At 66.4% G+C, this 24,193-nt stretch carries 21 protein-coding genes; 10 read left to right on the top strand and 11 right to left on the bottom strand.

Translation table 11 applies throughout. The annotated features are described in order from the left end of the window. Positions 1-98: 98 nt before the first annotated feature. From L1892_RS18425 to L1892_RS18390, 8 genes are all read left to right on the top strand, one after another. Positions 99-575 (top strand): NUDIX hydrolase, encoded by a 477-nt coding sequence (locus L1892_RS18425; RefSeq protein ID WP_235725095.1) that lies wholly within the window; start codon positions 99-101, stop codon positions 573-575. Positions 576-724: 149 nt separating this feature from the next. After that, on the top strand, positions 725-1,885 hold the full coding sequence (locus L1892_RS18420; RefSeq protein ID WP_235725094.1) for an XdhC family protein: 1,161 nt from the start codon (positions 725-727) through the stop codon (positions 1,883-1,885). 53 nt (positions 1,886-1,938) lie between these two features. Then, complete coding sequence (locus L1892_RS18415; RefSeq protein ID WP_235725093.1) at positions 1,939-2,829, top strand: FAD binding domain-containing protein; 891 nt, start codon at positions 1,939-1,941, stop codon at positions 2,827-2,829. Between the two features lie 52 nt (positions 2,830-2,881). Next, positions 2,882-3,409: a (2Fe-2S)-binding protein gene (locus tag L1892_RS18410; RefSeq protein ID WP_235725092.1), complete on the top strand. Its 528-nt coding sequence runs from the start codon at positions 2,882-2,884 to the stop codon at positions 3,407-3,409. Further along, positions 3,406-5,817 carry an aerobic carbon-monoxide dehydrogenase large subunit gene (locus tag L1892_RS18405; RefSeq protein WP_235725091.1) on the top strand — a complete coding sequence of 804 codons (2,412 nt, stop codon included), beginning with the start codon at positions 3,406-3,408 and terminating at the stop codon, positions 5,815-5,817. The genes L1892_RS18410 and L1892_RS18405 overlap by 4 nt, the downstream gene beginning before the upstream one ends. Positions 5,818-5,838: 21 nt before the next feature. After that, on the top strand, positions 5,839-6,789 hold the full coding sequence (locus tag L1892_RS18400; protein WP_235725090.1) for an XdhC family protein: 951 nt from the start codon (positions 5,839-5,841) through the stop codon (positions 6,787-6,789). Further along, positions 6,786-7,664, top strand: coding sequence for an AAA family ATPase (locus tag L1892_RS18395; protein ID WP_235725089.1), 879 nt, complete (start codon positions 6,786-6,788; stop codon positions 7,662-7,664). Before L1892_RS18400 ends, L1892_RS18395 begins: the two co-directional genes overlap by 4 nt. A 13-nt stretch (positions 7,665-7,677) precedes the next feature. Further along, positions 7,678-8,895, top strand: a complete 1,218-nt coding sequence (locus L1892_RS18390) for a vWA domain-containing protein (protein WP_235725088.1) — start codon at positions 7,678-7,680, stop codon at positions 8,893-8,895. A 32-nt stretch (positions 8,896-8,927) separates the two neighbouring features. Here L1892_RS18390 and L1892_RS18385 read toward each other — a convergent pair whose 3' ends face one another. The 3 genes from L1892_RS18385 to L1892_RS18375 all read right to left on the bottom strand — a co-directional run bounded on the left by L1892_RS18385 (position 8,928) and on the right by L1892_RS18375 (position 12,854). Further along, a complete protein-coding gene (locus L1892_RS18385; protein WP_235725087.1) occupies positions 8,928-9,896 on the bottom strand; it encodes a LysR family transcriptional regulator in 969 nt (322 codons plus the stop codon). 476 nt (positions 9,897-10,372) lie between these two features. After that, entirely contained in the window at positions 10,373-12,484 is a 2,112-nt protein-coding gene (locus L1892_RS18380) for a heavy metal translocating P-type ATPase (protein ID WP_235725129.1), read from the bottom strand. An 88-nt stretch (positions 12,485-12,572) separates the two neighbouring features. After that, on the bottom strand, positions 12,573-12,854 hold the full coding sequence (locus L1892_RS18375; protein WP_235725086.1) for a DUF1490 family protein: 282 nt from the start codon (positions 12,852-12,854) through the stop codon (positions 12,573-12,575). Between the two features lie 404 nt (positions 12,855-13,258). Here L1892_RS18375 and L1892_RS18370 point away from each other — a divergent pair, with 404 nt between their 5' ends. Next, a complete protein-coding gene (locus tag L1892_RS18370) occupies positions 13,259-13,669 on the top strand; it encodes a L,D-transpeptidase (protein WP_235725085.1) in 411 nt (136 codons plus the stop codon). A gap of 25 nt (positions 13,670-13,694) precedes the next feature. Here L1892_RS18370 and L1892_RS18365 read toward each other — a convergent pair whose 3' ends face one another. From L1892_RS18365 to L1892_RS18335, 7 genes are all read right to left on the bottom strand, one after another. After that, positions 13,695-14,309 carry a TetR/AcrR family transcriptional regulator gene (locus L1892_RS18365; RefSeq protein ID WP_235725084.1) on the bottom strand — a complete coding sequence of 205 codons (615 nt, stop codon included), beginning with the start codon at positions 14,307-14,309 and terminating at the stop codon, positions 13,695-13,697. Between the two features lie 41 nt (positions 14,310-14,350). Further along, a complete protein-coding gene (locus L1892_RS18360) occupies positions 14,351-16,162 on the bottom strand; it encodes a hydroxysqualene dehydroxylase (RefSeq protein WP_235725083.1) in 1,812 nt (603 codons plus the stop codon). Positions 16,163-16,360: 198 nt separating this feature from the next. Further along, positions 16,361-17,857, bottom strand: a complete 1,497-nt coding sequence (locus L1892_RS18355; RefSeq protein WP_235725082.1) for a PH domain-containing protein — start codon at positions 17,855-17,857, stop codon at positions 16,361-16,363. After that, positions 17,844-18,344, bottom strand: a complete 501-nt coding sequence (locus L1892_RS18350) for a PH domain-containing protein (RefSeq protein WP_235725081.1) — start codon at positions 18,342-18,344, stop codon at positions 17,844-17,846. The genes L1892_RS18355 and L1892_RS18350 overlap by 14 nt, the downstream gene beginning before the upstream one ends. Before the next feature lie 38 nt (positions 18,345-18,382). Next, positions 18,383-19,165 carry an SGNH/GDSL hydrolase family protein gene (locus tag L1892_RS18345; RefSeq protein ID WP_235725080.1) on the bottom strand — a complete coding sequence of 261 codons (783 nt, stop codon included), beginning with the start codon at positions 19,163-19,165 and terminating at the stop codon, positions 18,383-18,385. Between the two features lie 3 nt (positions 19,166-19,168). Beyond that, entirely contained in the window at positions 19,169-19,930 is a 762-nt protein-coding gene (locus L1892_RS18340) for an SDR family NAD(P)-dependent oxidoreductase (protein ID WP_235725079.1), read from the bottom strand. A 46-nt stretch (positions 19,931-19,976) separates the two neighbouring features. Next, complete coding sequence (locus L1892_RS18335; protein ID WP_235725078.1) at positions 19,977-21,752, bottom strand: acyl-CoA dehydrogenase; 1,776 nt, start codon at positions 21,750-21,752, stop codon at positions 19,977-19,979. A 107-nt stretch (positions 21,753-21,859) separates the two neighbouring features. Here L1892_RS18335 and L1892_RS18330 point away from each other — a divergent pair, with 107 nt between their 5' ends. Beyond that, positions 21,860-22,441, top strand: a complete 582-nt coding sequence (locus tag L1892_RS18330) for a TetR/AcrR family transcriptional regulator (RefSeq protein ID WP_372475213.1) — start codon at positions 21,860-21,862, stop codon at positions 22,439-22,441. 222 nt (positions 22,442-22,663) lie between these two features. Here L1892_RS18330 and L1892_RS18325 read toward each other — a convergent pair whose 3' ends face one another. After that, positions 22,664-23,911 (bottom strand): HNH endonuclease, encoded by a 1,248-nt coding sequence (locus tag L1892_RS18325; RefSeq protein WP_235725076.1) that lies wholly within the window; start codon positions 23,909-23,911, stop codon positions 22,664-22,666. Positions 23,912-24,193: the final 282 nt, after the last annotated feature.

The raw sequence follows: 24,193 nt of genomic DNA, 5'->3' as shown, positions 1-24,193 counted from the left end.
CCGGACGTTTCGGACAGTGCGCCGACATGTGACGGCCGTGTTTCCGCGAAAATATATCGGCCACAGTCACACCCCGCCGGGCCGGGCACAATGGTGCGATGGTCAGTCGCCGCCGAAGTGCCGGGCTCCTGCTGTACCGCCGCCGCGGCGGCGACGTCGAGATCCTGATCGCCCACCCCGGCGGGCCGCTGTGGGCGCGCAAGGACGACGGCGCGTGGACGATCCCGAAGGGATTGCTGGAACCGGATGAGGAACCTGAGACGACCGCCCGGCGCGAGTTCGCCGAGGAGATCGGGTCGCCGGCACCGGCCGGCCCGGTCATCGAACTCGGCGACGTCACCCAGGCCAGTGGGAAAGTGGTCGCTGCGTTCGCCGTGGAAGGTGACATCGACAGCTCGACCGTCGTCAGCAACAGCTTCGAGATGGTGTGGCCACCGAGGTCGGGGAAGCTTCAGAGCTTTCCGGAGGTGGATCGGGCTGAATGGGTGGACCCGGAGACGGCGCGGGTGAAACTCAATCCGGCGCAGGTGGCGTTCGTCGATCGACTGCTCGACACCCTCGCATCACAACGCTGATCTGCAAGCGGGAGGTCGGGTAGGGCGACCTAACCTCAGCGATTACTGAGTTTCGTCTTGACGCCCGGCCGATCCGGCGCAAACTGAGAATGGTCACCATGGTGTGATGTCGGACACAGTGGCGTGTCCGCAGAGTCGAGGATGTGTCTATGCGAGACGTCTTGCCCACACTCGTGGAGCGCTGGCGCAACGGGGAGACGGTCGGGCTGACGACCGTCGTCGCCACCTACGGGTCGGCGCCACGGCAACCGGGGGCGGCGACGGCCCGCCTGGCCGACGGCGGGGTGATCGGCTCGGTGTCCGGCGGGTGCGTCGAAGGTGCGGTGTACGAACTCGCCGGTGACGTCGTCGAGTCCGGGACGGCGCAGACCGAGCGGTATGGGATCGCCGATGACGACGCGTTCGCCGTTGGTCTCACCTGCGGTGGCACCATCGACGTCTTCTGCGAGCCGGTCTCCCGCGAGACCTGGCCCGACCTCGACGAGATCGGCGCCGCCGTCGATGCCCGACGGCCTGTGGCCGTCGCGACGGTGACATCCAGCGATCAGCCGGACGTGCCGGTCGGGGCGCACCTGACCATCGCACCGGAGCGCGCCCGGGGCAGTCTCGGTGAACCCGAGCTCGATCGGGTCGTCGTCCAGGACGCGCGAGGCTTGCTGGACCTGGGGGAGACCTCGATCCTGCGCTACGGCCCGCAGGGTCTGCGCACCGGCGACGGCATCGCCGTGTTCGTCAACAGCATGGCGCCCTCGCCACGCCTGATCGTTTTCGGGGCCGTCGACTACGCCGCCGCCCTCGCGCATGCCGGAGCCGCACTCGGCTATCACGTGACGGTGTGCGACGCTCGCCCGGTGTTCGCCACGCCGGCCCGTTTCCCGGCCGCGCACGAGGTGGTCGTCGACTGGCCACATCGCTATCTGCGCGCCGAGATGGCTGCCGGCCGGATCGATTCGCGCACCGCGATCTGCGTGCTGACCCACGACCCCAAGTTCGACGTCCCGGCCCTGCAGGCCGCGTTCGAGTCGCCCGAGGGTGTCTACATCGGCGCCATGGGATCCCGGCGCACCCACGACGACCGCATGCGTCGGCTTCGTGAGGAGGGCGCCACCGACGCCGCTCTCGCCCGCCTGCACTCACCGATCGGACTCGACCTCGGCGGTCGCACCCCGGCCGAGACCGCGGTGTCGATCATGGCCGAGATCATCGCGGTTCGGCGCGGCGGAACCGGGGTCACCCTGACCAACCTCACCGATCACATCCATCCAGGCATCAGCCGGATCCAGCCGGACCCGACGAGAGTGGGCGGATGACCGGGTAGACCCGGCCGATCGGACGATCCCCCGATCACAGCAGAGGAGTCATCATGCAGGTACCGGCACCGTTCGAATACGAGCGCGCGACCAGCGTCGATCACGCCATCGGACTCCTCGGCCAGCTGGGCGACGAAGCCCGCCTGATCGCCGGAGGGCACAGTCTGCTGCCGATGATGAAACTCCGGCTCGCGACACCCGAGTACCTGATCGACATCAACGATCTGCACGACGAACTCGGCTACATCCGGTTCACCGACGACGATGTACGCATCGGCGCGATGACCCGACACCACGAACTGCTGGCCAGCGAACCACTGTTCGACACCTTCCCGATCTTCCGCGACGCCGAGCGGGTGATTGCCGACCCGGTGGTCCGTAATCGCGGCACCCTCGGCGGATCACTGTGTCAGGCAGACCCGTCGGAGGATCTGTCGAGTGTGTGCTCCACCCTTGATGCACGCTGCGTGATCCGAGGCTCCGACGGGGAGCGGGTGATCAGCATGGCGGACTTCCATCGCGGCCCCTACGAGACCGCCGTCGAACAGAACGAAATGCTCACCGAGGTGCGGGTTCCGGTCCGGCCGGGCGGCGCCAGCGCATATGAGAAGGTCGAGCGACGCGCGGGGGATTGGGCGGTGGTCGCCGCGGGTGCCGCGCTGTGGCTGACCGACGGCACCATTGCCGACGCCCGCGTCGGCCTGACCGCGGTCGGCGCCAACACCACCGACATCCCGGCGATCTCCGAGGCGCTGCGTGGCGCGGACCCGACTGAGCAGACTTGGCGGCAGGCAGGTGAGGTCGCCGCGCAGGCCTGTGATCCGGCCGCCGACGGTCGGGGCACCGTCGACTACAAACGCCATCTCGCGGCCGAACTCACTGCACGAGCCCTGCGCCGCAGCGCGCAACGACTCGGGGTCGAGGCATCGACCCCGGCCACCTGATCACCCGCCCATCCCGAATCCGCGAAAGATGCCGACCGGCAAGGAGAATCCGATGCAAGTGACGATGACCGTCAACGGCGAGTCGGTGACCCGCGACATCGAGCCGCGCCTGCTGCTCGTTCACTTCCTGCGCGACCACCTCGCCCTCACCGGCACTCACTGGGGCTGCGACACCAGCAACTGCGGGACCTGCGTGGTGCAGGTCGACGGACAGCCGGTGAAGTCGTGCACGATGCTTGCCGCGATGGCCGGCGGTCACGAGGTGCGGACCGTGGAGGGGCTCGAACAGGGCACCACGCTGGATCCGCTGCAGCAGGGATTCATGGAATGTCATGGGCTGCAATGCGGATTCTGCACACCCGGCATGCTGATGACGACCCGCGCACTGCTCGACGAGAACCCGAATCCCACCGAGCACGAGATCCGGGAGGCGATCAGCGGACAGATCTGCCGCTGCACCGGCTACACCACGATCGTGCGATCGGTGCAGTGGGCCGCACAGCACGGGGCCGCACACCAACCCGACGGCACGAGTGAGGCATCGGCCGCCGATGACGTTGCGGAAGAGGCACTTCGATGACCATCACCACTCCACCCGAACCGGCATCGGCGTCCGGACCCGACGACCTGGTCGACAACAATCACAAGCCGATGGGCTACGGCCGGATGCTGCGCAAGGAGGACCCGCGTTTCATCCGTGGACTGGGTCGGTACTGCGATGATGTGCAGTTGCCCGGCATGCTGCACATGGCGATTCTGCGGTCCCCGGTGGCGCACGCGAAGATCGTCAACATCGACACCACCGCGGCCGAGGCGCTGCCGAAGGTGAAGGCCGTCATCACCGGTGACACCCTGAAGGGTTTGGGACTGGACTGGATGCCGACCCTGTCGAACGACGTGCAGGCGGTGCTGGCGACCGACAAGGTCCGCTTCCAGGGCCAGGAGGTCGCGGCTGTCGTCGCCGAAGATCGCTATGCGGCACGGGATGCGCTCGAACTCATCGATGTCGACTACGAGATCCTCGACGCGGTCCACGATGTCCGCACCGCATTGGACCCGTCGGCGCCGGTGATCCGCGACGATCTCGAGGGCAAGAGCGACAACCACATCTTCGACTGGGAGACCGGCGACAAGGCCGCCACGGACGCGGTATTCGCCGACGCCGACGTGGTGGTCACCCAGGACATGGTCTACCCGCGCGTGCACCCCGCACCGATGGAGACCTGTGGCGCGGTCGCCGATTTCGATCGCGTCGACGGCAAGCTCACCCTGTGGTCGACGAGCCAGGCACCACACGCACATCGCACCCTGTACGCATTGGTCGCCGGCATCCCCGAGCACAAGATCCGTGTCATCTCACCGGATATCGGCGGCGGGTTCGGCAACAAGGTGCCCATCTACCCCGGTTATGTGTGCGCGGTGGTCGGGTCGATCGTCACGGGCAAGCCGGTCAAGTGGATGGAGGACCGGACCGAGAACCTCACCAGCACCGGGTTCGCCCGCGACTACGTGATGCGCGGCGAGGTCGCCGCCACGAAAGACGGACGGATCCTCGCCATCCGCACCAACGTCCTCGCCGACCACGGGGCCTTCAACGGGGTAGCTGCCCCGGTCAAATACCCGGCGGGATTCTTCGGCGTTTTCACCGGTAGCTATCAGCTCGAGGCCGCGTACTGTTCGATGACCGCGGTGTACACGAACAAGGCGCCCGGTGGTGTCGCTTACGCCTGTTCATTCCGGATCACCGAAGCCGTCTATCTCGTCGAACGTCTGGTCAACTGCCTCGCCCACGAACTGCAGATGGATCAGATCGCGCTGCGGCGCAAGAACTTCATCCAGCCAGACCAGTTCCCGTACACCACCAAGACCGGGTGGATCTACGATTCCGGCGACTACGACGCCGCGATGACCGAAGCGATGCGGATCGCCGACTACGACGCCCTGCTTGCGGAGCAGGCCGCCAAACGCGAGCGCGGCGAGCTGATGGGTATCGGCGTGGCCTTCTTCACCGAGGCGGTCGGTGCCGGACCGCGCAAGGACATGGACATCTTGGGCCTGGGCATGGCCGACGGATGTGACGTGCGGGTCCACCCCACCGGCAAGGCCGTGGTCCGGTTGTCGGTGCAGTCCCAGGGGCAGGGGCATGAGACGACGTTCGCGCAGATTGTCGCCGAGGAACTCGGTATCGCCCCCGACGACATCGACGTCGTCCACGGTGACACCGACAACACACCGTTCGGGCTCGGTACCTACGGCAGCCGATCCACACCTGTCTCGGGGGCGGCGGCGGCGATGGCCGCCCGCAAGGTGCGCGACAAGGCGAAGCTCATCGCGGCGGGCATGCTCGAGGTCTCCGTTGCCGATCTGGAATGGGAGAAGGGGACTTTCGCCGTCAAGGGTGATCCGGGCACCACGGTGACGATCGCGGAGATCGCGATGAAGGCGCACGGCGCGGGCGACCTGCCACCCGGAGTCGAGGGCGGGCTGGACGCGTCGGTGGTCTACAACCCCGCCAACCTCACCTACCCGTTCGGTGCCTACATCTGTGTGGTCGACGTCGACCCCGACACCGCCGTGGTGAAAGTGCGACGGTTCATCGCGGTCGACGACTGCGGCACCCGGATCAACCCGATGATCGTCGAGGGGCAGGTGCACGGCGGGCTGACCGACGGTATCGGGATGGCCCTGATGGAGATCATCGAGTTCGACGAGTCGGGCAACTGTCTCAACGGGTCGCTGATGGATTACCTGATCCCGACCGCGCTCGAGGTGCCGCATTGGGAGACCGGACAGACCGTGACACCCTCGCCGCACCATCCGATCGGCGCCAAAGGCGTCGGCGAGTCGGCGACCGTCGGGTCACCACCCGCGGTGGTCAACGCCGTCGTCGATGCGTTGGCACCTTTCGGTATTCGCCATGCCGACATGCCGCTGACCCCGTCCCGGGTGTGGGAGGCGATGCAGGGCAGGGCACGGCCGCCGATCTGAGATCGTGACGACAGGAGCAGCATGACATCCGAACACGGCAGATCGCTGGACGAGATGGCCGCCGACCTCACCGATCGGCGCAGACCGTTCGCGCGCGCCACCGTGGTGCGGGCGCAGCCGCCGACATCGGCCCGGGCGGGCGACCAGGCGTTGGTGATGGCGGACGGAGAGATGTTCGGATTCGTGGGCGGCCAGTGCGCGGTCGAATCGGTGCGCCAGAGTGCCGTCGACTCGATCGCCGCCGGTGAAGGGGTCCTGCTGCGGGTTCTGCCCGAAGGCGCCGAGACGTATCCGGAGACCTCTGGCGCGCGGGTCGCGGTCAACCCATGTCTGTCCGGGGGTGCGCTGGAGATCTTCATCCAACCGGTGGTGCCCACCCCGATCATTCAGGTCGTCGGGGACAAGCCGATCGCGTTGGCCATCGTCGACCAGGCCCGGTTGCTGGGTTGGGCGGTGAGCCGGGTGGACCAGGAAGCCGCCGGCGTGTGGGAGTTCACCGAACCCCATGGGGTGGTGGCCTCGATCATCGCCAGTCACGGCGGTGATGAGGCCGCGGCGATCCGCACGGCACTTGATCACCACGTGCCGTTCGTCGGACTGGTGGCAAGCGTGAGGCGCGGCGCAACGGTACTCGACGCGATGGATCTGTCGGTGACCGACCGTGCATGCGTGCACACCCCGGTCGGCCTCGACATCGGTGCACGCACGCCGCCGGAGATTGCGCTGTCGGTGCTGGCTGCGGTGGTGGCGGCCATTCGGCGCGACGGTCTGGCCGGCACCGGCGCACCCGAGGATGCCCCAGCTGTAGTCGAGCCTCGACGCGAGGTCGACCCGATCTGCGGGATGACCGTGATGGTGTCCGCCGATACCATCGAGTATGACGACGATTCCGGCTCACATTGGTTCTGCTGCAAAGGATGTCGGGACACCTTCGTCGCGCGGTCGGCGGGTGGGTTGCAGGCGGCTCGATGACGTCGCCGTTGTTCTCCTCGGCCGACGACGTCGCGCGCCACCTCGATGCCGTGGATTATCTCGCCGACGAAGGTCTGGCGACTGCGCTTTTCCTGGCGACGTCGCTGCAGATGCCGATCCTGCTGGAAGGTGAACCGGGGGTGGGTAAGACGTCGGCGGCGACCGCACTGGCCACCGCCCTGGACACCGACCTGATCCGCCTGCAGTGTTATGAGGGGCTGGCGGCCCACGACGCCCTGTACGAATGGAACTATCAGCGTCAACTGCTGGCCATCAAGATGGCGGAGTCGCGGGGTCAGGATTTCTCCGACGCGGATCTGTATGCGCCCGAGTTTCTCTCGGAACGGCCGCTGTTGGCGGCGATCCGGCACCGCGGAGCCCGCCCGCCGGTTCTGCTGATCGACGAGATCGACCGCGCCGACGATGAATTCGAGGCATTGCTGTTCGAGTTCCTCGGTGAGGGCGCGGTCACCGTGCCGGAACTCGGCACCATCCGGGCGCAGCGTCGGCCGCTGGTGGTGCTGACATCCAACCGCAGTCGTGAGCTCCACGAGGCGTTGCGGCGGCGCTGCCTCTATCACTGGATCGTCTATCCCGGTGCGGCGCAGGTGGTCGCGATCTTGCGGCGCACGGTGTCCGGCGCCTCGGCACCCCTGCTGGAAGACGCGTCGGTGTTCGTCGGTCGGGTGCGGGAACTCGACCTCGACAAGCCGCCGGGTATCGCCGAGGCGATCGACTGGGTGTCGGCCCTGATCACCCTCGGTGTCACCGAGTTGGTCGCCACCACGGTGGCGCCCACGCTGGGCACCCTGGTCAAGACGCCCGACGACCACGAGACGCTGCTGGCGGCGCTCGAACACGGTTCCGTGCTCTGAAACGGCGCCCGGAATGACCAGAGCGGCGATCGTGGCGCATGTCGACCGGGCGGCTTTTGCGGCCGGTTTCATCGACCGGCTGCGAACCGCGGGGCTGCCGGTCGGTCACGCCGATGCCGCAGTATTGTGCCGCGCACTCGACGTGCTGGGGCGAGCCGTGCTGTCGGATCGACGGCAGCTGTATTGGACGATGCGGATCACGCTGGTGCGTAGGCAATCCGACCTGTCGACGTTCGATGCCGTGTTCGCCGCGGTGTTCGACGATGCGGTCTTCTCGCTGGATCCGGTCGCGATGCGCAGTCGGTCGACGGTTCGGTCGGGGCAACAGGACCGTCCGGTTGCCAGGGATGCGGCCGGACGTGGGGGTGCGGGAGACACGTTGCCGTGGGCGACGCTGCCGCGCATGTCGGTCGTCGACGAGTCGGCCGCCGGAGATGACGATGGTTCACCGGTCTGGGTGCCTCGTCCCAGCGCCATCGAAGCGATTTCCGGACTGCCCTTCGACCGGTTGGACACCGCACAACTGCGGCAGGTCGAGGCATGGTTGGACGGCGCGATCGCAACGTGGCCCCGTCGACGCGGGCGTCGGGAACGAACGCGCGTCGATGGTAGGCGAATCGACCTGCGCGCCACATTGGCACGTTCCCGGTACACCGGATGGGAGCTGGCCGACGTTGTCTATCGCGGGGCGATGTGGCGCGATCGCCGCGTGGTGATGATCTGCGACGTGTCTGCGTCCATGCAGGCCTACACCAGCGCCTACCTGCACGTCATGCGTGTACTGACGCGATACGGACGCGGCGAGACCTTCGCGTTCGGCACCACGCTGACTCGGATGACGCCGATGCTGGCCCGCTCCTCGGTCGACGACGCCATCGAGAAGGCGAGTGCGCAGGTGACCGACCGATTCGGCGGAACCCGGATCGCGTCGAGCCTGCAGGCACTGGTCGCCTCCCGCCACGGGCAGACGCTGCGCGGAGCGATCTGCGTGATTGCCTCCGACGGTTGGGATTCTGACGATCCGGCGCATATGACACGCGCGATGGCGCGGATAACGCGCCGAACCTTCGCGGTGGTCTGGCTCAACCCGCGCGCCGGTGCCGACGGGTACGAGCCGCTCGTGGGCGGCATGGCTGCCGCCCTGCCGTACTGCGACCGCGTGCTCCCGGCGGCGACAGTCGCCGACCTCGCCGATCTGGTCACCGCGGTGACCGAGCTTCGCCGGCGATGAATGGTTCACGGACTCGATTCCACCAGGTGACGTCAATTCCACAGGGTGACATAGACCGCGGGCCGGAAGTTCTTCACCGGTACACCCGAACCGCGCAGCATGGCCTGGATCGCCCTCGGAGTGGTGACGAAGCGCATGAGTTCACCGGCCGTGCGGGTGGCGTCGTGGGCGAGGGTCGTCGCGCTCCAGGTGGCGCGCCGGTGCACACCCGCACCTGAGACGCGGGTGAGGCGCCCGGCGGCCAGATCGGAGTGCACCGCGAAGGTCAGCGCCAGCGTCAATCCGGTGCCGCGTTGGGTTTCCTCCCAGGCGGCGGCGTCGCTCTGGAAGATCCGCTGGGATTCCTCGGCGATGCCGAGATCGGCCAGCATCTCGGGAATGGCGCCGCGTTTTCCGGTGGCCGATGGGCCGAGATTCCAGGTGGCGTAGGCCAGTTCCTCCGGGCTCGCCCGCCGCTCGGTGAACCGATGGCTCGGGGCCGCCATCACCTCGATGTCATAGGTCAGGAACTCGCGGCTGCTCAGCGCCGGGACGGCCGCCGTCGTCTCCGATTCCAGCGGTGCCGGTCCGATGGCGATGTCGACGGCACGCGAGGCGAGCAGGGTGGCGAACTGATCTGGCGGCTGGACGGTGAGTTCCACCCCGAGGTCCTTTGCGCGGCGCGTGAACAGATCGATCAACCCGCCGGCGGCGTGCTCGGCGAACAGGCTCGACGCGGCGAGGCGAATTGTCCGCTGGCCACCGGCAGCGGCTTCGACTTCGCTGACCGTTTGGTCTTGCAGGCCCAGGATCTCCACTGCGCGCGCCGCGAGCCGCAAACCCCCAGGGGTGAACGCCAGTCCGGAATGTGTGCGTCGGAACAACTGGTCGCCCAGGCTCTTGCGTAGTTGGGCGACATGCATCGACACCGCCTGCTCGGTGAGGCCGAGTTCTGCTGCTGCTTGCTTGACCGACCCGGTCCGCACGATGGCGACGAATGCGCGCAGTTGGGCCGATGTCATGGACCCCATGGTATTTGAGGCCGCGCCGCGGTGAGCCGATCGATCGCGGCATGATCTGCCGCGAGTTGTCGGTGAATGCCGCTCCACATCACAAACGGGAATGATTACCATTAATGATTTGAAGGTCGATAACGAACGAGGCGGTCCGATGGTGACCGTGTGTGCCGGTCACCGATGCAGAGCGCTCTGGCAATTGCTCGACGAATCGTCGTCAGATCCCGACGATGTCATGCCCCAACGCACCTCGGATCAGCTCAAACACGCCATCAGGGACACCCCGCCGAGTGTCGAGAGGTTCCGCGGACGCTCCGCTCCGTTGTGATCAGGCCGCACGGCCGTCGATGACTGCACCCGTCTACCCGTTCACCGCCGTCCTTGGGTCCGGCGCCCTCAATGGAGGACTGTTGCAGACCGCCGTTGAGGCGGAGTCTCGATCCATTTGGCCGATGTGCGAGTTATCCCGACAGCGTGGCTTCTCAGTCACTGACGACTCGATAGCGGATCAACCGAGAGCTATTGAGCACCACCGCAACCGACGAGGCGTTGTGCAGGATCGCCGCGATGACAGGAGAGAGCGCGCCGCCCGCGCCCACGATGAGCCCGACCGCATTGACCGCGATCGACATCCCATAGTTTTGCCGAATCACGTCCACCGTGTGGCCGCCGAGATCGCGGATGTCGAGAAGTTTGCGGAGATCGTCACCGGCAAGGGCGATGTCGGCCGTCTCCACCGCGACATCGGTGCCGGCGAGACCCATCGCGATATCGACGTCGGCGGCAGCGAGGGCCGGTGCGTCGTTGACACCGTCACCGACCATGGCCACCACGTGTCCGCGGGCCTGGAGTTCGTGGACCAGCGCAAGCTTGTCGTCCGGAGTGACCTCGGCCGCCCACTGGTCGACGCCGAGTTGGCCGGCGATGGTCGCGGCAGTGACCGGATGGTCGCCGGTGAGCATGGCGATCTCCGTGACACCGTCGGCGCGCAGGGCGTCGAGGACGGCCCGCGCCTCCGGCCGCAACTCGTCGGACAGACTGACGAGGCCGACGAGTTGTCCGTCGACGGCAAGGAGGAGAGGGGTCTCGCTGGCGTGCCGCAGCTTGTCGACCCAGTCGAGGGCATCCTCGCCGATGGCGACGCCGTGATTCTCCAGCAGAGACGGGCTCCCCAGGAGCAGTTCGCGCCCATCGTCGGCTCGGGTGCGCATGCCGAGTCCGACGATCACCTCGCACTCTGCGTGGGTGGGAATCTCGATGCGGCGCTCTTCGGTCGATCGGATGACCGCCTCGGCCAGTGGGTGGCGTGAATGGATCTCCGAACTCGCGGCATAGGCGAGGATCTGTTCGGGTTGCCAGTCGTCGGAGAATGCCACCACATTGGTGACGATCGGTCGTCCCACGGTGAGCGTCCCGGTCTTGTCGAACACGACCGCGGAGATGCGGCTGGACTCTTCGAGGTGCGAGCCGCCCTTGATCAGGATGCCGCGGCGGGCGCCGTTGCCGATGGCACCACTGATCGCGGTCGGCGTGGACAGGCCAACCGCGCACGGGCAGGCAATCAGCAGCATGGTCATCGTCCGGCGTAGATCGCGAGTGGCCAGCAGGGTCAGCGCTGACAGCGCGAACGACGCGGGTACGAATCGGCGGGAGAAGTTCTCGCCGACCGTCTGGATCGGAGCGCGGTCTCGTTGCGCCTCCTCGACGCGGGTGATGATGCGGCCGATGGCCGTGTCGGGGCCGACGGCGTCTGCCTCCACGACGATGCGGCCCGTCATGACGACCGATCCGGCCTGTATCCGGTCGCCGGTGTGTTTGGCGACCGGCAGGTTCTCGCCGGTCAACGCCGATTGATCGACCACGGCTTCGCCATCGACGATGACGCCGTCGACGGCCACCGCGATCTGTTCGTGCACGATGACGTGATCGCCAACGTGCAGTGCGTCGATCGGTGTCTGAACCTCGGTGCCGTCGTCGAGGCGTACCCAAGCGGCGTCCTGGGTGCCGCGCAACAGATCGGATATCGCGCGCCGGGTTCTCCGCAGCGTGAGGTCCTGTAGGAACTCGCCGATGTTCAGCAGCCACAGCACCGTGAGCGCCACGACATTCTCCCGCAACAGCAGACTGGCGATCGTCGCCGCGGATACCAGCGCGTCGGTACCGGCACGGCCACCCCGCAGCGACCGCAGAGCGCCCTTGAGGAACGGGTATCCCGAGAAGATGGTGATCGCGGTCGCCGCGGTACGGGTCGTCGGTCCGAGGAACGGGGGATGGCGGAAGACGTACCGACGAACGCCGAGCAGTACCAGTGCGCCCGCGCCTATTCCCATGCGGAGGAGATCGCTGTTGGTGATCTCCGCCGAGTGCGGCGGGCGCTGGGGGACATGCTCGGGGTCGGTGAGGGCAGCGGCTTCGATCGCGTGCATGACGGCGGTACGGTCGGTTCCGTTCCGTAGCCAGACGACGACCGACGCCGTCCGCGGATACGCGTGAACGGCGCGCACACCGTGTACGTGCGCGACGCTCTCTTCGATCGCCACCGCCCGCTGGTCGCCGGTGTGGCGATCCGCGCAGCGCAGCCACGGCACGGTCATGCGGACTCGGCCGGCGGCATCGGAGCGAGTGGCGATGTGTCCCGTCGGATTGTCCAACGCTGTGGCGGTGGTCGTCGTGCTCACCCGGTCAGTGGTCGTGGTCGTGCGTGACTGCAGTACCGGGCGGTGTCGACTCCTCGCCTAGGCGACCTTTCGCCTCTGCCACGATGTCCGAGGTGTTCAGCCGGACCGATTCGGCAACCTCTTCGGCCTTGCGGGTGCCGCGAATGCCCCAGGTGGTGGCGATGACAGCGCCCTCGCGCAGCGGCGCCCGACGGACGACGGCGCGTGCAGCATCGTAGGCGGCGGCGCCGACCAAGCCGGTGGCGACGGTGGCGCCCGCTTTCGCGAGTAGTCCGTGGATCGACACTGAAGTTCTTCCTGCAGTATTCGTCGGCAAACAGACTTCCATACGACGTCATTCTTGTCGGAATCGTTTCCATTACAGCATGAGCGTCCGGCAATTCGGAAATCGTTGTCGATAAGGGGTAGCGTTGGTCTCGACGTCGCGTGATTGCCGTGGCGCTCAACCTGCCGGCGCCGCAACTGCTATACGTACCTGCGAGATATCGAACTGTGAACTGGGTCAATACAATTCGCTCGAAAGACTCTGCCGACGCCAGGGACGCTGCCTGGTCGCTGCTGCTGGTTGTCGCTGCTCTGGCAGTCACCGCGCTCGTGGTGGTTCACCTCAGCGCTTCGCCCGCTCAGCCGAGCGTGGACGAACGTTCCGCGCAGAGTAGCGACGATGCTGCGACCGGTCAGGTGTCGCCGATGGCGCAGGTTCTGAACTGTGAGGGCAACACTGATGCCCGATTGATCACAGTGAGTCTGAGCGAGCAGAGTCTTGCGCTGTGTGAACACGACAATCCCGTCGGATACTCACCGGTCACCACGGGCCGGGTGGCGCTCGGTGACGGAACGCCGCTGGGCACCTGGCACATCAACAGCCGCGAGACAGATCGGTTCCTGACCGGTCCGGACTATCGGGTCTTCGTCAACTATTGGCTGCCGTTCGTCGGTGACTACGGATTCCACGACTCGTCGTGGCAGGACTTCGCTTACGGCGATACAACCGCATACAAATCGCGCGTATCGCGCGGCTGCATACATGTACCGCGACCGGAGATGGACAAGCTGTACCAATGGGTTCGCATCGGGACGACGGTGACCATCGTCCCCTGATCGATGGCATCTCGCCGTTCGGGAGTCACAGGAGATACGTCCTTGTCATCGACTTCCACAACTCGAGGTGTGGGTCGGTGGTCGGATCGCGGCGGTCGATGAGATAGGTGGTGGCCACCCCACGCATGCTCGACAACAGCAGCGGGTACAGCTCGGGGTACCGCGGTCGGGAGGTCAGTTCGTCGCCGAGGAAACTGGCGACGGCGCTACGCACCGTCGGTCCCAGGCGCCGTTCCGTCGGCACCAGTGCGTTGCGGAGCTGCTCGTTGGTCCGTGCGGCGATCCACAGTTCCATCGATGCGACGAAATACGGTTGGTGAAACGTGGTCCAGCCCAGTTCGATCGCGGGCCCGATCCGTTCGGCGGGATCACTGGGCCAGTCCACCTGTTCGGGCATTTCCGCGATGCGGGTGCGTGCGAGATGATCGACGGCGGCCATCAGAAGGCTGTCTCGGGAGGGGTAATGATGCAGTAGCCGGCCCCGCGTCACACCTGCTTCGGCCTGAATCGCCAGTGTGCTGGTCTTGGCGTAGCCGCGTTCGACCAGTATGCGGAGCGCGGCATCGAGGATCTGGGACCGGGTGCGCTCACCGCGTGGCCGGGTGGCCGGGTGGTCGGTTGCGCGCGGCGAGGGATCCATGCCGCGAGTCTAGTGTCGACGCGGCGCGCTGTGCTGCGGCGTCAGACGTCGAGGACATGCGGTTGACCCGCGCGATAACGCTTGCGGTCTTCGTCCTTGAACGGATCGAGCATCGGCAACTCCCACAACGGGAAGACCGGCGCGGGCCGTGCGGGACTGTCGGCTGCCGCGAGGATCGCGTTGGTGGCTCGTCGACCGGATTCGTTGGCTCCCTCCATCGTCGCCAGATCGATGTTGGTCCGGACGTGGTCGCCGGCGATGAAGAAGTTCGGCAGCCGGGTGTGCGCGGTGGGACGATCCGCGTAGGAGCCGGCGGTGTTGACCATCAGCGGGGTGGCGTTCTGGATGGTCGGGGACCAGGTGATACCCGGGTCCAGCGACCAGCTGACCAGTTCCTCATCGCGCAGGATCGGCTTTCCGCCGGCGTTCATCGCCCGGCTCATCTGCGCCCACACCTCGCGCGCGATCTCCTTGCGGGTGCACTGTTTCGCGGTCTTGCCGTAGAGGATTCCGGGCTTCTCCCATTCGGAGATGTCGATGGACAGGCAGTCGCGCACCGTGCCGTCCCCGTAGGTCTTGGCGAAGTCGACATTCCACGGCTTCGCCTGGAACAGTCCCGTCAGCGCCCATGGGGTTCCGAGTGATGCGATGTGACTCGGCGGCACCTCGGATTCGCGGGACAGGAAGTACTGGATGCCGACCATCCAATCGTCTTGTAGGCGATGGATTCCGGCCAGTGTTGGATCGGCACCCACGAGGTCGGGGGTGAGCAACGGCTTGAGTCGGTCGATGGGCATCGCCGCGACGAACCAATCGGCGGTCACGGTGCTGCCGTCGCTCATGGTGGCACCGGTGATGCGTTTGCCCGCCACCTGGAATCGGCTGACGCCGGTCCGCATGGCGAAGCGCACCCCACGCGACCGGAGATAGGCGACCCACGGATCGATCCAGGTGTGATTGGTCGGCCCGTTGAGGATCCGGTCGACGCCACCGTTGACCAGCTCCGCGTCGTACTGCCCGACCAGCCCGGTGGCGGAGGTGGCCAGCGCCAGGCCGATCTGGCCGATCGTGCGAGCAGACGCGGTGTGTGACTTCGCCGCGACCAGGGCACGTGTGAGTGCGCCCGCCAGGTAGGCGCGGTAGGCGGGCGACTTGCCGTCTGCTTTGACGAACTGCAGCCAAGATTGCTTCTCCCACTGGCCCAGGCGTCGTTCCTCGCAACTGGTAGCGATGACGAGCTCGAGAGCCACGAAGTAGGCCAGCTCATGCGGCGGGATGTCCACCACGAACTTCAGACCGGTGGTCAGTGCGTTGCGCAGGTTCTCGAGGTTGACGATGTCGGCGGCATGGTCAACGAAACCCATGATCGAGGCGGGGGCCGACACCGGCGCGTACCCCGCGTCGTCGAATGCGACGACCGCGGCTTCGACGTTGACCAGGTGACGGTGCTTGACGTCGCCGCCACCGGCGAGCGGAATGCGCTCCATCGTGTCCGGAACATGTTGGTAGCAGCCTGGATAGAAGCGGAAGCCGTGTTCTCCCGGCAGATGGTGACGACCGCCGCGTGCGGTGTTCGGCACATCGTGGCTACGCGCCTTGCCGCCGAGGAAGGCGGGCTCGTACACGGTCACCCGGAATCCGCGCTCGATCAGTTCGTGCGCGGCCGCCAGCCCTGACATCCCGCCGCCGAAGATGGCCACCTCGCGGCCCTTGCTCTGGCCGACGCGCGGGACCGCTCGGGCCGACGGCACCGCCACATTTGGTAAGGCGACCGCGGTGCCGGCCAGCACCGCTGCGGCAGCCGCACCCTTGAGTGCGGAACGTCGATTGATGTCGTTTCGGTCGATGTCCATGGTCCCCGTCCCTCGACAAACCAGTCAGTACTGACTGATGTGATTTCTACCACTCTTAGAGCGACCGTGGGACGAGTTGGCGAAACAGTCTCAAAAAGTTGGTCAAGTGTCTCAGTGGGCACGTGGTGCCGTGTGGACGAGGCCATCGGGAGCCACTCGACGGTAAACGGTGCCCACTCGACGGGAAACGGCGCCCAGTCAACGGGTCTGACTGAGGAAGGGCGCGACGAGGTCGGGGGAGACGGTGTCGATGACGTGTGCGGACGACTCTGGTGCGAGGTCGACCATCGCGTAGGCCTCGGTGCCGGCGGCGGTCGCCAGCACCAGCGTCTCGACGCCGCGGCGACGCTGGAACAACGATTCGCGCGAGGCCCAGCCGACGACACCGTCGCGGGCCACGGCGTAGCGATGACGCGCGACCCGCGGTGGGGCGACGACCACCGACCGATCAGTGATCCGGTATCCGAGATTGCGGTAGCGCACCACGCCGAGGCCGCTGCCGCCGATCGCAGCGGCGATGGCGACGGCCAGCCACGGCCAGGTCAGCGGGCCCGCGACGGCGACGATCACCAGGACGGCGATCAGAGCGCCGCCGAGAAAGCCGCGGGTGAGGCGTCGCGACCGGGCCCCGGAACCGTGTCGGATCAGCGGCACCGTGAGTTCGTCGCCGTCGTGGGTCACCAGCCGGCCGACACGGATCGCTTCGTCGGCCGGTGCGGGTGGCAGCAACAGTGGGCTCTTGGACGATCCGGTGGCGATGGCATGCAGACGTGCTCCATGCAGCGGCCGCATCAAGATCGGTTCGTGAAGGTGGACGCCGCGAATCCGTTCCTCATCGAGGCTGGTCGCGTTGGTCGTCAGGAGTCCGCGCCGAATCCGCAACGTCGCGTCGTCGCCGTTGCGGCTCAGATCGAAGTTCCAGTACCCGAGTACGTAGCCCGCGACCGACAGCACCGCACCAACGACGAGCACGGCCACGACTGCCGTCGTGACGAGCAGCGGTACCGGAATCGCGCGGAGCCGGTCGGCGGTGCTCTCGGCGATGTCGGCCCCACGTTCATAGAGGCCGGCCTCACCGGCGATCTGCGCGGCGAGCCCACCGACGGCGGCGGCCGCGGCGAGCCCTGCCATCGAGAACGGTGCATAGCGCAGCCAGGACAGCCGAAAGCGTGAGAGCTGCTGGGGAGCCGACACGCGATCGGAGGGTGTAGCGGTCTGGGCGCTGTCGCGCGCCGCGGTCGCCATCAGGGATTCGTGCAATCCGTGGGCTTCGGGTGCACCGATCGCGTTGAGTTCCACCACCGACGACTGCTTGTCACCGCCGGTACCGATCCGGACCTTCTGCAGGCCGAGGATGCGCAGCGGGAGCGATGCGGTGAGGTCCACGCTGCGCACGCGGTCCCGGCGGGCGGTGGCCACCTTCTTGGTCAGCCACCCGCTGCGCACCCGCACGTGTTCGTCGGTCACCTGATAGCGGGTCGTCAGCCACGGGACCAGGGCGACCACCACCACGGCGACGACGCCGAGCGCCAGCATGAGCAAAGGCGCGTTGCGGCCGGCGAAGACGATCGCCAGTGCCACCGGGATCAGCTGCGGCAGTTGCTCTACGGGGCGGACCGCCATCATCCAGGGGGACAGACGATGCCACTGGTCGTGGCGGTCGACGACGATGGCGCCGGGGTCAGGTCGCGTCATCGGTGTCGGCCTGCGTACGCGCGGTGAGGTCGGCGGCGGTGGTGCGTGCGACAGCTGAGTCGAGTCCGACGATACGGATGGTGCCCGCCGAGGATGCGGTGGTGACGGTAAGCGTGGCGAGGTTGAGCAACTGTTCGATCGGGCCGGCCGCCGTGTCGACGACCTGGATACGTGCGATCGGGATCATCACGCGCGACCGGGTGAACCATCCCGATTGGGTGTACACGGCCTCGTCACTGATCTCCCAACGGTGAAACCGATAGCGCCACATCGGTACGACCGTGACGTAGAACGCAGTGACCAGCGCACAGACGATCGCGGCGATGACGGCGATCAGCCGCACCTGATCGACGAGCGCCGCGACGATGACGCAGGCAGCGAGCAAGGGGAGCCCCGCCAACAGGGGCGTCATCCGCCACATCGTGATCGACCGTCGATCGACTCGGTGGGCGGGTTCGCGCAGGAGCAGCGCAGGGGTGTCAGCCATGTCACCGACAGTCTACGAACTCCGGTGCCCTACGCGTCTCAGCCGACCGACGTCGTGTCGACCGTGACCCAGGTCGGATGCTTCGCCGTTCGATCGTCACCGGATGAGCGACCACGCAGGCGCCGGATTACCCAGGGTGTGAGATGGGTGCGGACGAATCGTAGATCCTCCACGGCGCGACCGCGACCGGCAGCGGCGAGCGGTGGATCCGGGATCGGCACCGTGTGCACGCCGAGCGCAGCCAACAGCTGTGCGGCGACACGCTGATGGCCGACGGGGTTGAGATGGAGTCGATCGTCGGACCAGTACCCGGGTCGGCGGAGCTCGGCATCGTGGAAGAGATCGACGAACCTCACACCCATCTCCTCGGCGAGCGCCGCCGTCGCAATGGTCAGCGTCTCCCCGCGGGTCCGGATGGTGTCACCGAACGGCAGTCCGCCGGACGGGTCCGCGCCGGCGAGCAACAGCACGTCGATCCCGGCTTCGACGCAGCGGCGCACCGCGATCCTGGTCAGTTCGATCAGTCCGTCGGGATCGATACCGCGCCGCAACATGTCGTTGCCGCCGCCGTTGAACGTCATCAGCGTCGGCAGTGGATCGAGGGCCAGTGCCGCGTCGACCTGCTCGGTCGCGATCGGCGCCAACAACCGGCCACGGATCGCCAGATTCGCGTACTCGATGTGGCCATGGTGCAGGGCGAGCCCGTCGGCGACCAGATCTGCCCACCCCCGCGCCTGCTCGCCGACCAGCGCTCCGCCCAGACCTTCGGTGAAACTGTCGCCGACCGCGACGTATCGAACTGGATTCGTCTGCTGCCGCATGGTTTAGGTGACGGTGATGCCGCCGTCGACCGGGATGGTCTGCCCTGTCACGTACCCGGCGGCAGGTGAGGCCAGCCAGATGGCGGCGGCGGCCAGTTCCTCGCCTTGTCCGATGCGGCCGAGCAGGATGCGCGGTGCCTGGGAATCGATGTAGCCGTCTTGGTAGCTGTCGGTCATCTCGCTGGCGAAGAATCCGGGGGCGATGGCGTTGACCCGAATTCCCTTGCGTGAACCCCACTGCTGGGCGAGATCTCGGGTCAGCCCGATGACACCGGCCTTGCTGGCCGAGTACGCGGCCTGGGGGAGCCCGGCAGTGGTGAGTCCGAGGATGCTGGAGATGTTGATGATTGCGCTGCCCGGTTGCATGACGCGCGCACACGCCTGCGCCATCCAGTACGACCCGTTCAGGTTGATGTCGATGACCGATCGGAACTGATCGGGCGTCTCGCGGGTCGCCGGCACCGCCGTCCCGATACCAGCGTTGTTGATCAAGATGTCGACGTGGCCGAACGCCTCCATCGCGGCGTCGACGACGGCTTGGCATTGGTCGGGATCGGCGATGTCGGCGGGCACGCTGAGGGCTTTGCGGCCCCGTGCTTCCACTTCGGCGGCAGTGTCGGCCAACTTCTCGGCACGCCGTGCGGCGAGCACGATGTCGGCGCCCGCCTCGGCGAAGGCCTTGGCGAACGCCACCCCGAGCCCCGACGACGCGCCGGTCACGATCACGACCTTGTCGGTCACGTCGAACAGATCTGTTATAGACATGCAGTTCTCCTCAATCTCGTGGCGTGGCGTGGCGTGGCGGGCCCCGCTACAGCCAGGCCGGGTCGGTGTCCAGGGTGGTCCGGTCCAGTGCCGCGACCAACTCGAGCTGTGTGCGGGTCTTGGGCAGTTCGTAGCCGAAGAAATAGCGAGCCGCTGCGCGTTTGCCGTCATAAAAGTTCCCGGTCTTCGCGCCGACGGCCAGGAGCTGTTCGAGCCACATCCAGGCCACCACGATGTGGCCGGCGGCCTCGAGATAGGTGGTGGCGTTGGCCAGGGCGACGGCCGGATCGCCCGTCGACCAGGCGGCCGCCGTGGTCGCCACGAGGTGGTCGACGGCGGTGCGCAGCTGTTCGCCGAACGCTGCGGTGTCGGGCTCGGCGATGGCGCGATCGATGGTGGCGCCGACGGTGTCGGTCAGCAATGCCAACCCGGCACCATCGGCCATGACGACCTTGCGGCCCAACAGATCCAGGCCGTGAATGCCGTGGGTGCCCTCGTGGATCGGGTTCAGACGGTTGTCGCGGTAGTACTGCTCGACATCGAATTCCTTGGTGTAGCCGTACCCACCGTGCACCTGGATGGCCAGACTGTTGGCCTCCAGACACCACTGCGATGGCCAACTCTTGGCGATCGGGGTGAGTACGTCGAGCAGCAGGCCCGCGCGCGCTTGCTCCTCGTCGGAGCCGGTCTGTTGCAGATCGACGAGCTTGCTGCAGTACAGCTCCAGTGCCAGCGCGCCCTCCACATAGGACTTCTGCGCCAGCAGCATCCGCTTGACGTCGGAGTGCTCGACGATCGGTATCGGCTTGCTCGCCGGGTCCTTCTGATCGACCGGACGGCCCTGGGTGCGCACCTTGGCGTATTCGAGTGACGCCTGATAACCGGCGTATCCCAGTGCGGTGGCGAGGAATCCGACCCCGATGCGGGCCTCGTTCATCATCTTGAACATGTACGACAACCCGCGGTGTTCCGCGCCGACGAGGTATCCGACCGCGCCGGGAATGTCGGTCGGGGTGTGCGTTCCGTCGCCGAAGTTCAGCAGAGTGTTGGTGGTGGCGCGATTGCCCATCTTGTGATTGAGCCCGACGAGCGCCACGTCATTGCGGGTGCCGTCAGCGAGATACTTCGGCACGATGAACAGTGAGATGCCCTTCACGCCCGGTTCGCCGCCGGGTGCCTTGGCGAGCACGAGGTGCACGATGTTCTCCGACAGTTCGTGCTCACCGGCGGAGATCCACATCTTGGTACCGGTGATGCGGTAGGAGCCGTCGGACTGCGGCTGCGCCTTGGTGGTGATGTCGGCCAGCGACGATCCAGCCTGCGGTTCCGACAGGCACATGGTCCCGAAGAAGCGGCCCTCGACCATCGGTCGCACCCAGGTGTCGATCTGCTCGGGGGTGCCGTATTCGGCGAGCAGGTTCGCGTTGCCGACGGTGAGGAATGCGTAGGACGACATCGCCGCATTGGCGGCCTGGAACCAGGCGCTCGAGGCACGACTGATCACCGTGGGCAACTGCATCCCGCCCAGTGCCTCGTCGAAGGAGCCTGCGGTGAGGCCGGCCTTGACGAACTCGGCGATGCCGGAGGTGATCTCGGCCGGCAACACGACCTTGCCGTCCTCACCTACGTAGGGTTCGTGCTGGTCGCCGAGCTTGTTCACCGGGGCGAAGCGCTTGGTGGCGAGGTCTTCGCTGAGCTCGAGCACCGCGTCGAACGTCTCCCGGGAGTGCTCCTGAAAACGAGTGCGAGCGGTGAGGGCCTCGGCGTCGAGCCACTCGTAGAGCAGGAACTCGAGATCGCGACGGGAGAGTGGTGCGGCCATGATGCTCCTTCGTTGGCTAAGCGATCGCTCATCTCCTAAGCGCTCGCTTATGATGCATCGTACAGTGCGATGAGGTCAACAAGGCCCTTGATCGAGTGAGGTGCGAGATGCCGGTGACGACGCGGGACTCTGCGGCCGCCGAACGGATTCGTCAGGCCGCCATCGCATCGTTCGCCGAGGTGGGCTACGGCGGGACGTCGACGCGGCAGATCGCCAAACGGCTGAACATGAGCGCCGCGGCGATGTACCCGCACTACAAGTCGAAGGAAGAGCTGCTCTACGCCATCGCAATGGATGGTCATCAGGGCGTTTTGTCGGCACTGCGCAAGGCCGACAACGACTCGCTGCCTGCGGCCGAACGGCTGCGGATCGTGATCGAGGAGTTCACCCGCTGGCAGGCCGAGCATCACGAACTGGCCAAGGTCGTGCAATACGAACTGCATGGCCTCACTCGCGAGCACTATCGGACGATCACCGCGATCCGCCGCGAAACCTCCGACGTGCTGGCCGCGATCGTGCATCGCGGGATCGACTCCGGTGAGTTCACCGTTACCGCGGCGGACGATGTAGTGCTGGCCCTGTCGTCGTTGTGTGTCGACGTGTGCCGGTGGTTCCCGTCGCGCACTCACCAGGATCCGGTGGAGCTCGGTGCAGCCTACGGGGAGCTTGCGGTCCGTATGGTGCGGTGATCGCCACGCGCATACGGTTTTCGGGCAATGTGGCCGCCGGCGCACGGTGTCGCGTACCGCGCACCACCCTGGTTGGCGTGCAACTGTGGTGGCCGTCGGGTACGCGACACCGTGGTGTCGCCGGTTCACGCTATGGAGTTCTCAAGGGACGGTTGCGGTCCCGACCGGGGTCGGGTGCGTGGGAAGACTTGGCTGCGTGACCTACTTGCCGGTCGGCGTGGCTCAGGCGGCGGCGGGTAGGTTGTCGAGGTTGAGGGTGCGCCGGTTGTGGGCCGGTATCGGTCGCCGGTGCGGGTCGACAGCGACGGGTGGGATGAGCCAGGGATGTCGGTCGTGGCCCATGATCACCTGCCACCCGTTGTGGTGGATGTCGGCATGACACGACGGGCACAGCAGACAGCCGTTGTCCAACACCGTGATTCCACCATCAGCCCAATGCACGATGTGATGGCCTTGGCATCGGGTGGCCGCCACACCGCATTTGATGCAGCACTCGTCGCGTTTGTGCAACGCTTTACGCAGATGGGCTGGGAACAGGCGTTTGTCTTTGCTCATCTCCATCGGCACCGCCTCGCCGTCGACGATCGCGACGGTCGCGGTGGTGTCACAGGTCAGGGTGCGCAGCATGGCTTCGGTGATCGACCCCATGAATGGTAGTTCGGCCAGATCCGGGGTATCGGCGGGCACCGACACCAGCAGTTGGTGACGGGGTGCCGAGGCCGCATCGCCGCTGCGGGCAGCGATATCCAGCAACGCTTCGAGGGCGTCGGCATGCCGGCGCTCGGTGGAACGCGCATCCGGTGAACCGTCAGGTTCGGGGCGGGGTGCCGCCAACTCTTCCATCGCCGCCGAGAATTTTTCGCCGACTTCGGTGTTGAGGTCGGCGCGCACCTGTAGGCGTCCGTCACCGTCGACATCGTGGGTGAGCGTGTTGAGGTTGCGGTCCTCGGATGCCGGTAGCCCACCGGTGTCCTCGGCCACCTGGTTGCCCAGACGACGCGCGCGTTTACCGATGTCGGCGGGGGTGGCGCCGGAAAAGAAGTGCGCGAGAAGTTCGGTCACGATATTTAGACGCGCCACATCGTCGATCGGTTCCGCCGATCTTTTCCCGACATGATCGACACCCTTACCCACCGCGTCGACATGCTCGGCGGAGATCGCCCCATCAGCGGCGTGCGCGGCCAGGGTCGGCAGTTTCTCGCGGGCGGTCGCGATGCGGATCAGACGGGTCGCCACCGCCGGCGCGAGCCCCATCACGATCAACAACTCGCTGAGTTTGCGGCCGTGGTCGCGGGCCACACCGAGTCGGTCCAGATGGCCGACCACCGTCGCGGCGTGATGGTCGATCAGATTGCGCAATGTGACCAGTGTGGTCATCGCATCGAACGCTGCACGACCGGACAGGTCGTCGTCGAAGCGCAGCTCACGCAGTGAATCAGTGATGGATGTGAGATCCCCCGGAGTTCTCATGATTCCAAGGTAATCGAAAGAATGTTCGATGTCAAGGAAGTTCTGGTGAGAATTATTCTGCGACAGAAGTTTTGGATGGGTGCGCAGTGTAAACTGCTGTTTTCAGTGGACTTTGGTGAACAGGAGTCACAGGAGTTTCGCGTTGTGGGTAGAAATCACCGCGAGAAGACAATTCGCCCGAACGTGCGGCAAGTTCGGCTGGATTGGCCTCGAGCCGCCGATCGATGATTCGGTCGCGGTGAATCGTGTTGAGCGGGCTGGGGCTGGTGGCGGGCGTGTGTG

The organism is Gordonia tangerina, from assembly GCF_021556435.1.
GTDB classification, from domain to species: domain Bacteria; phylum Actinomycetota; class Actinomycetes; order Mycobacteriales; family Mycobacteriaceae; genus Gordonia; species Gordonia tangerina.
This window is presented reverse-complemented; position numbering and strand designations above follow the sequence as displayed.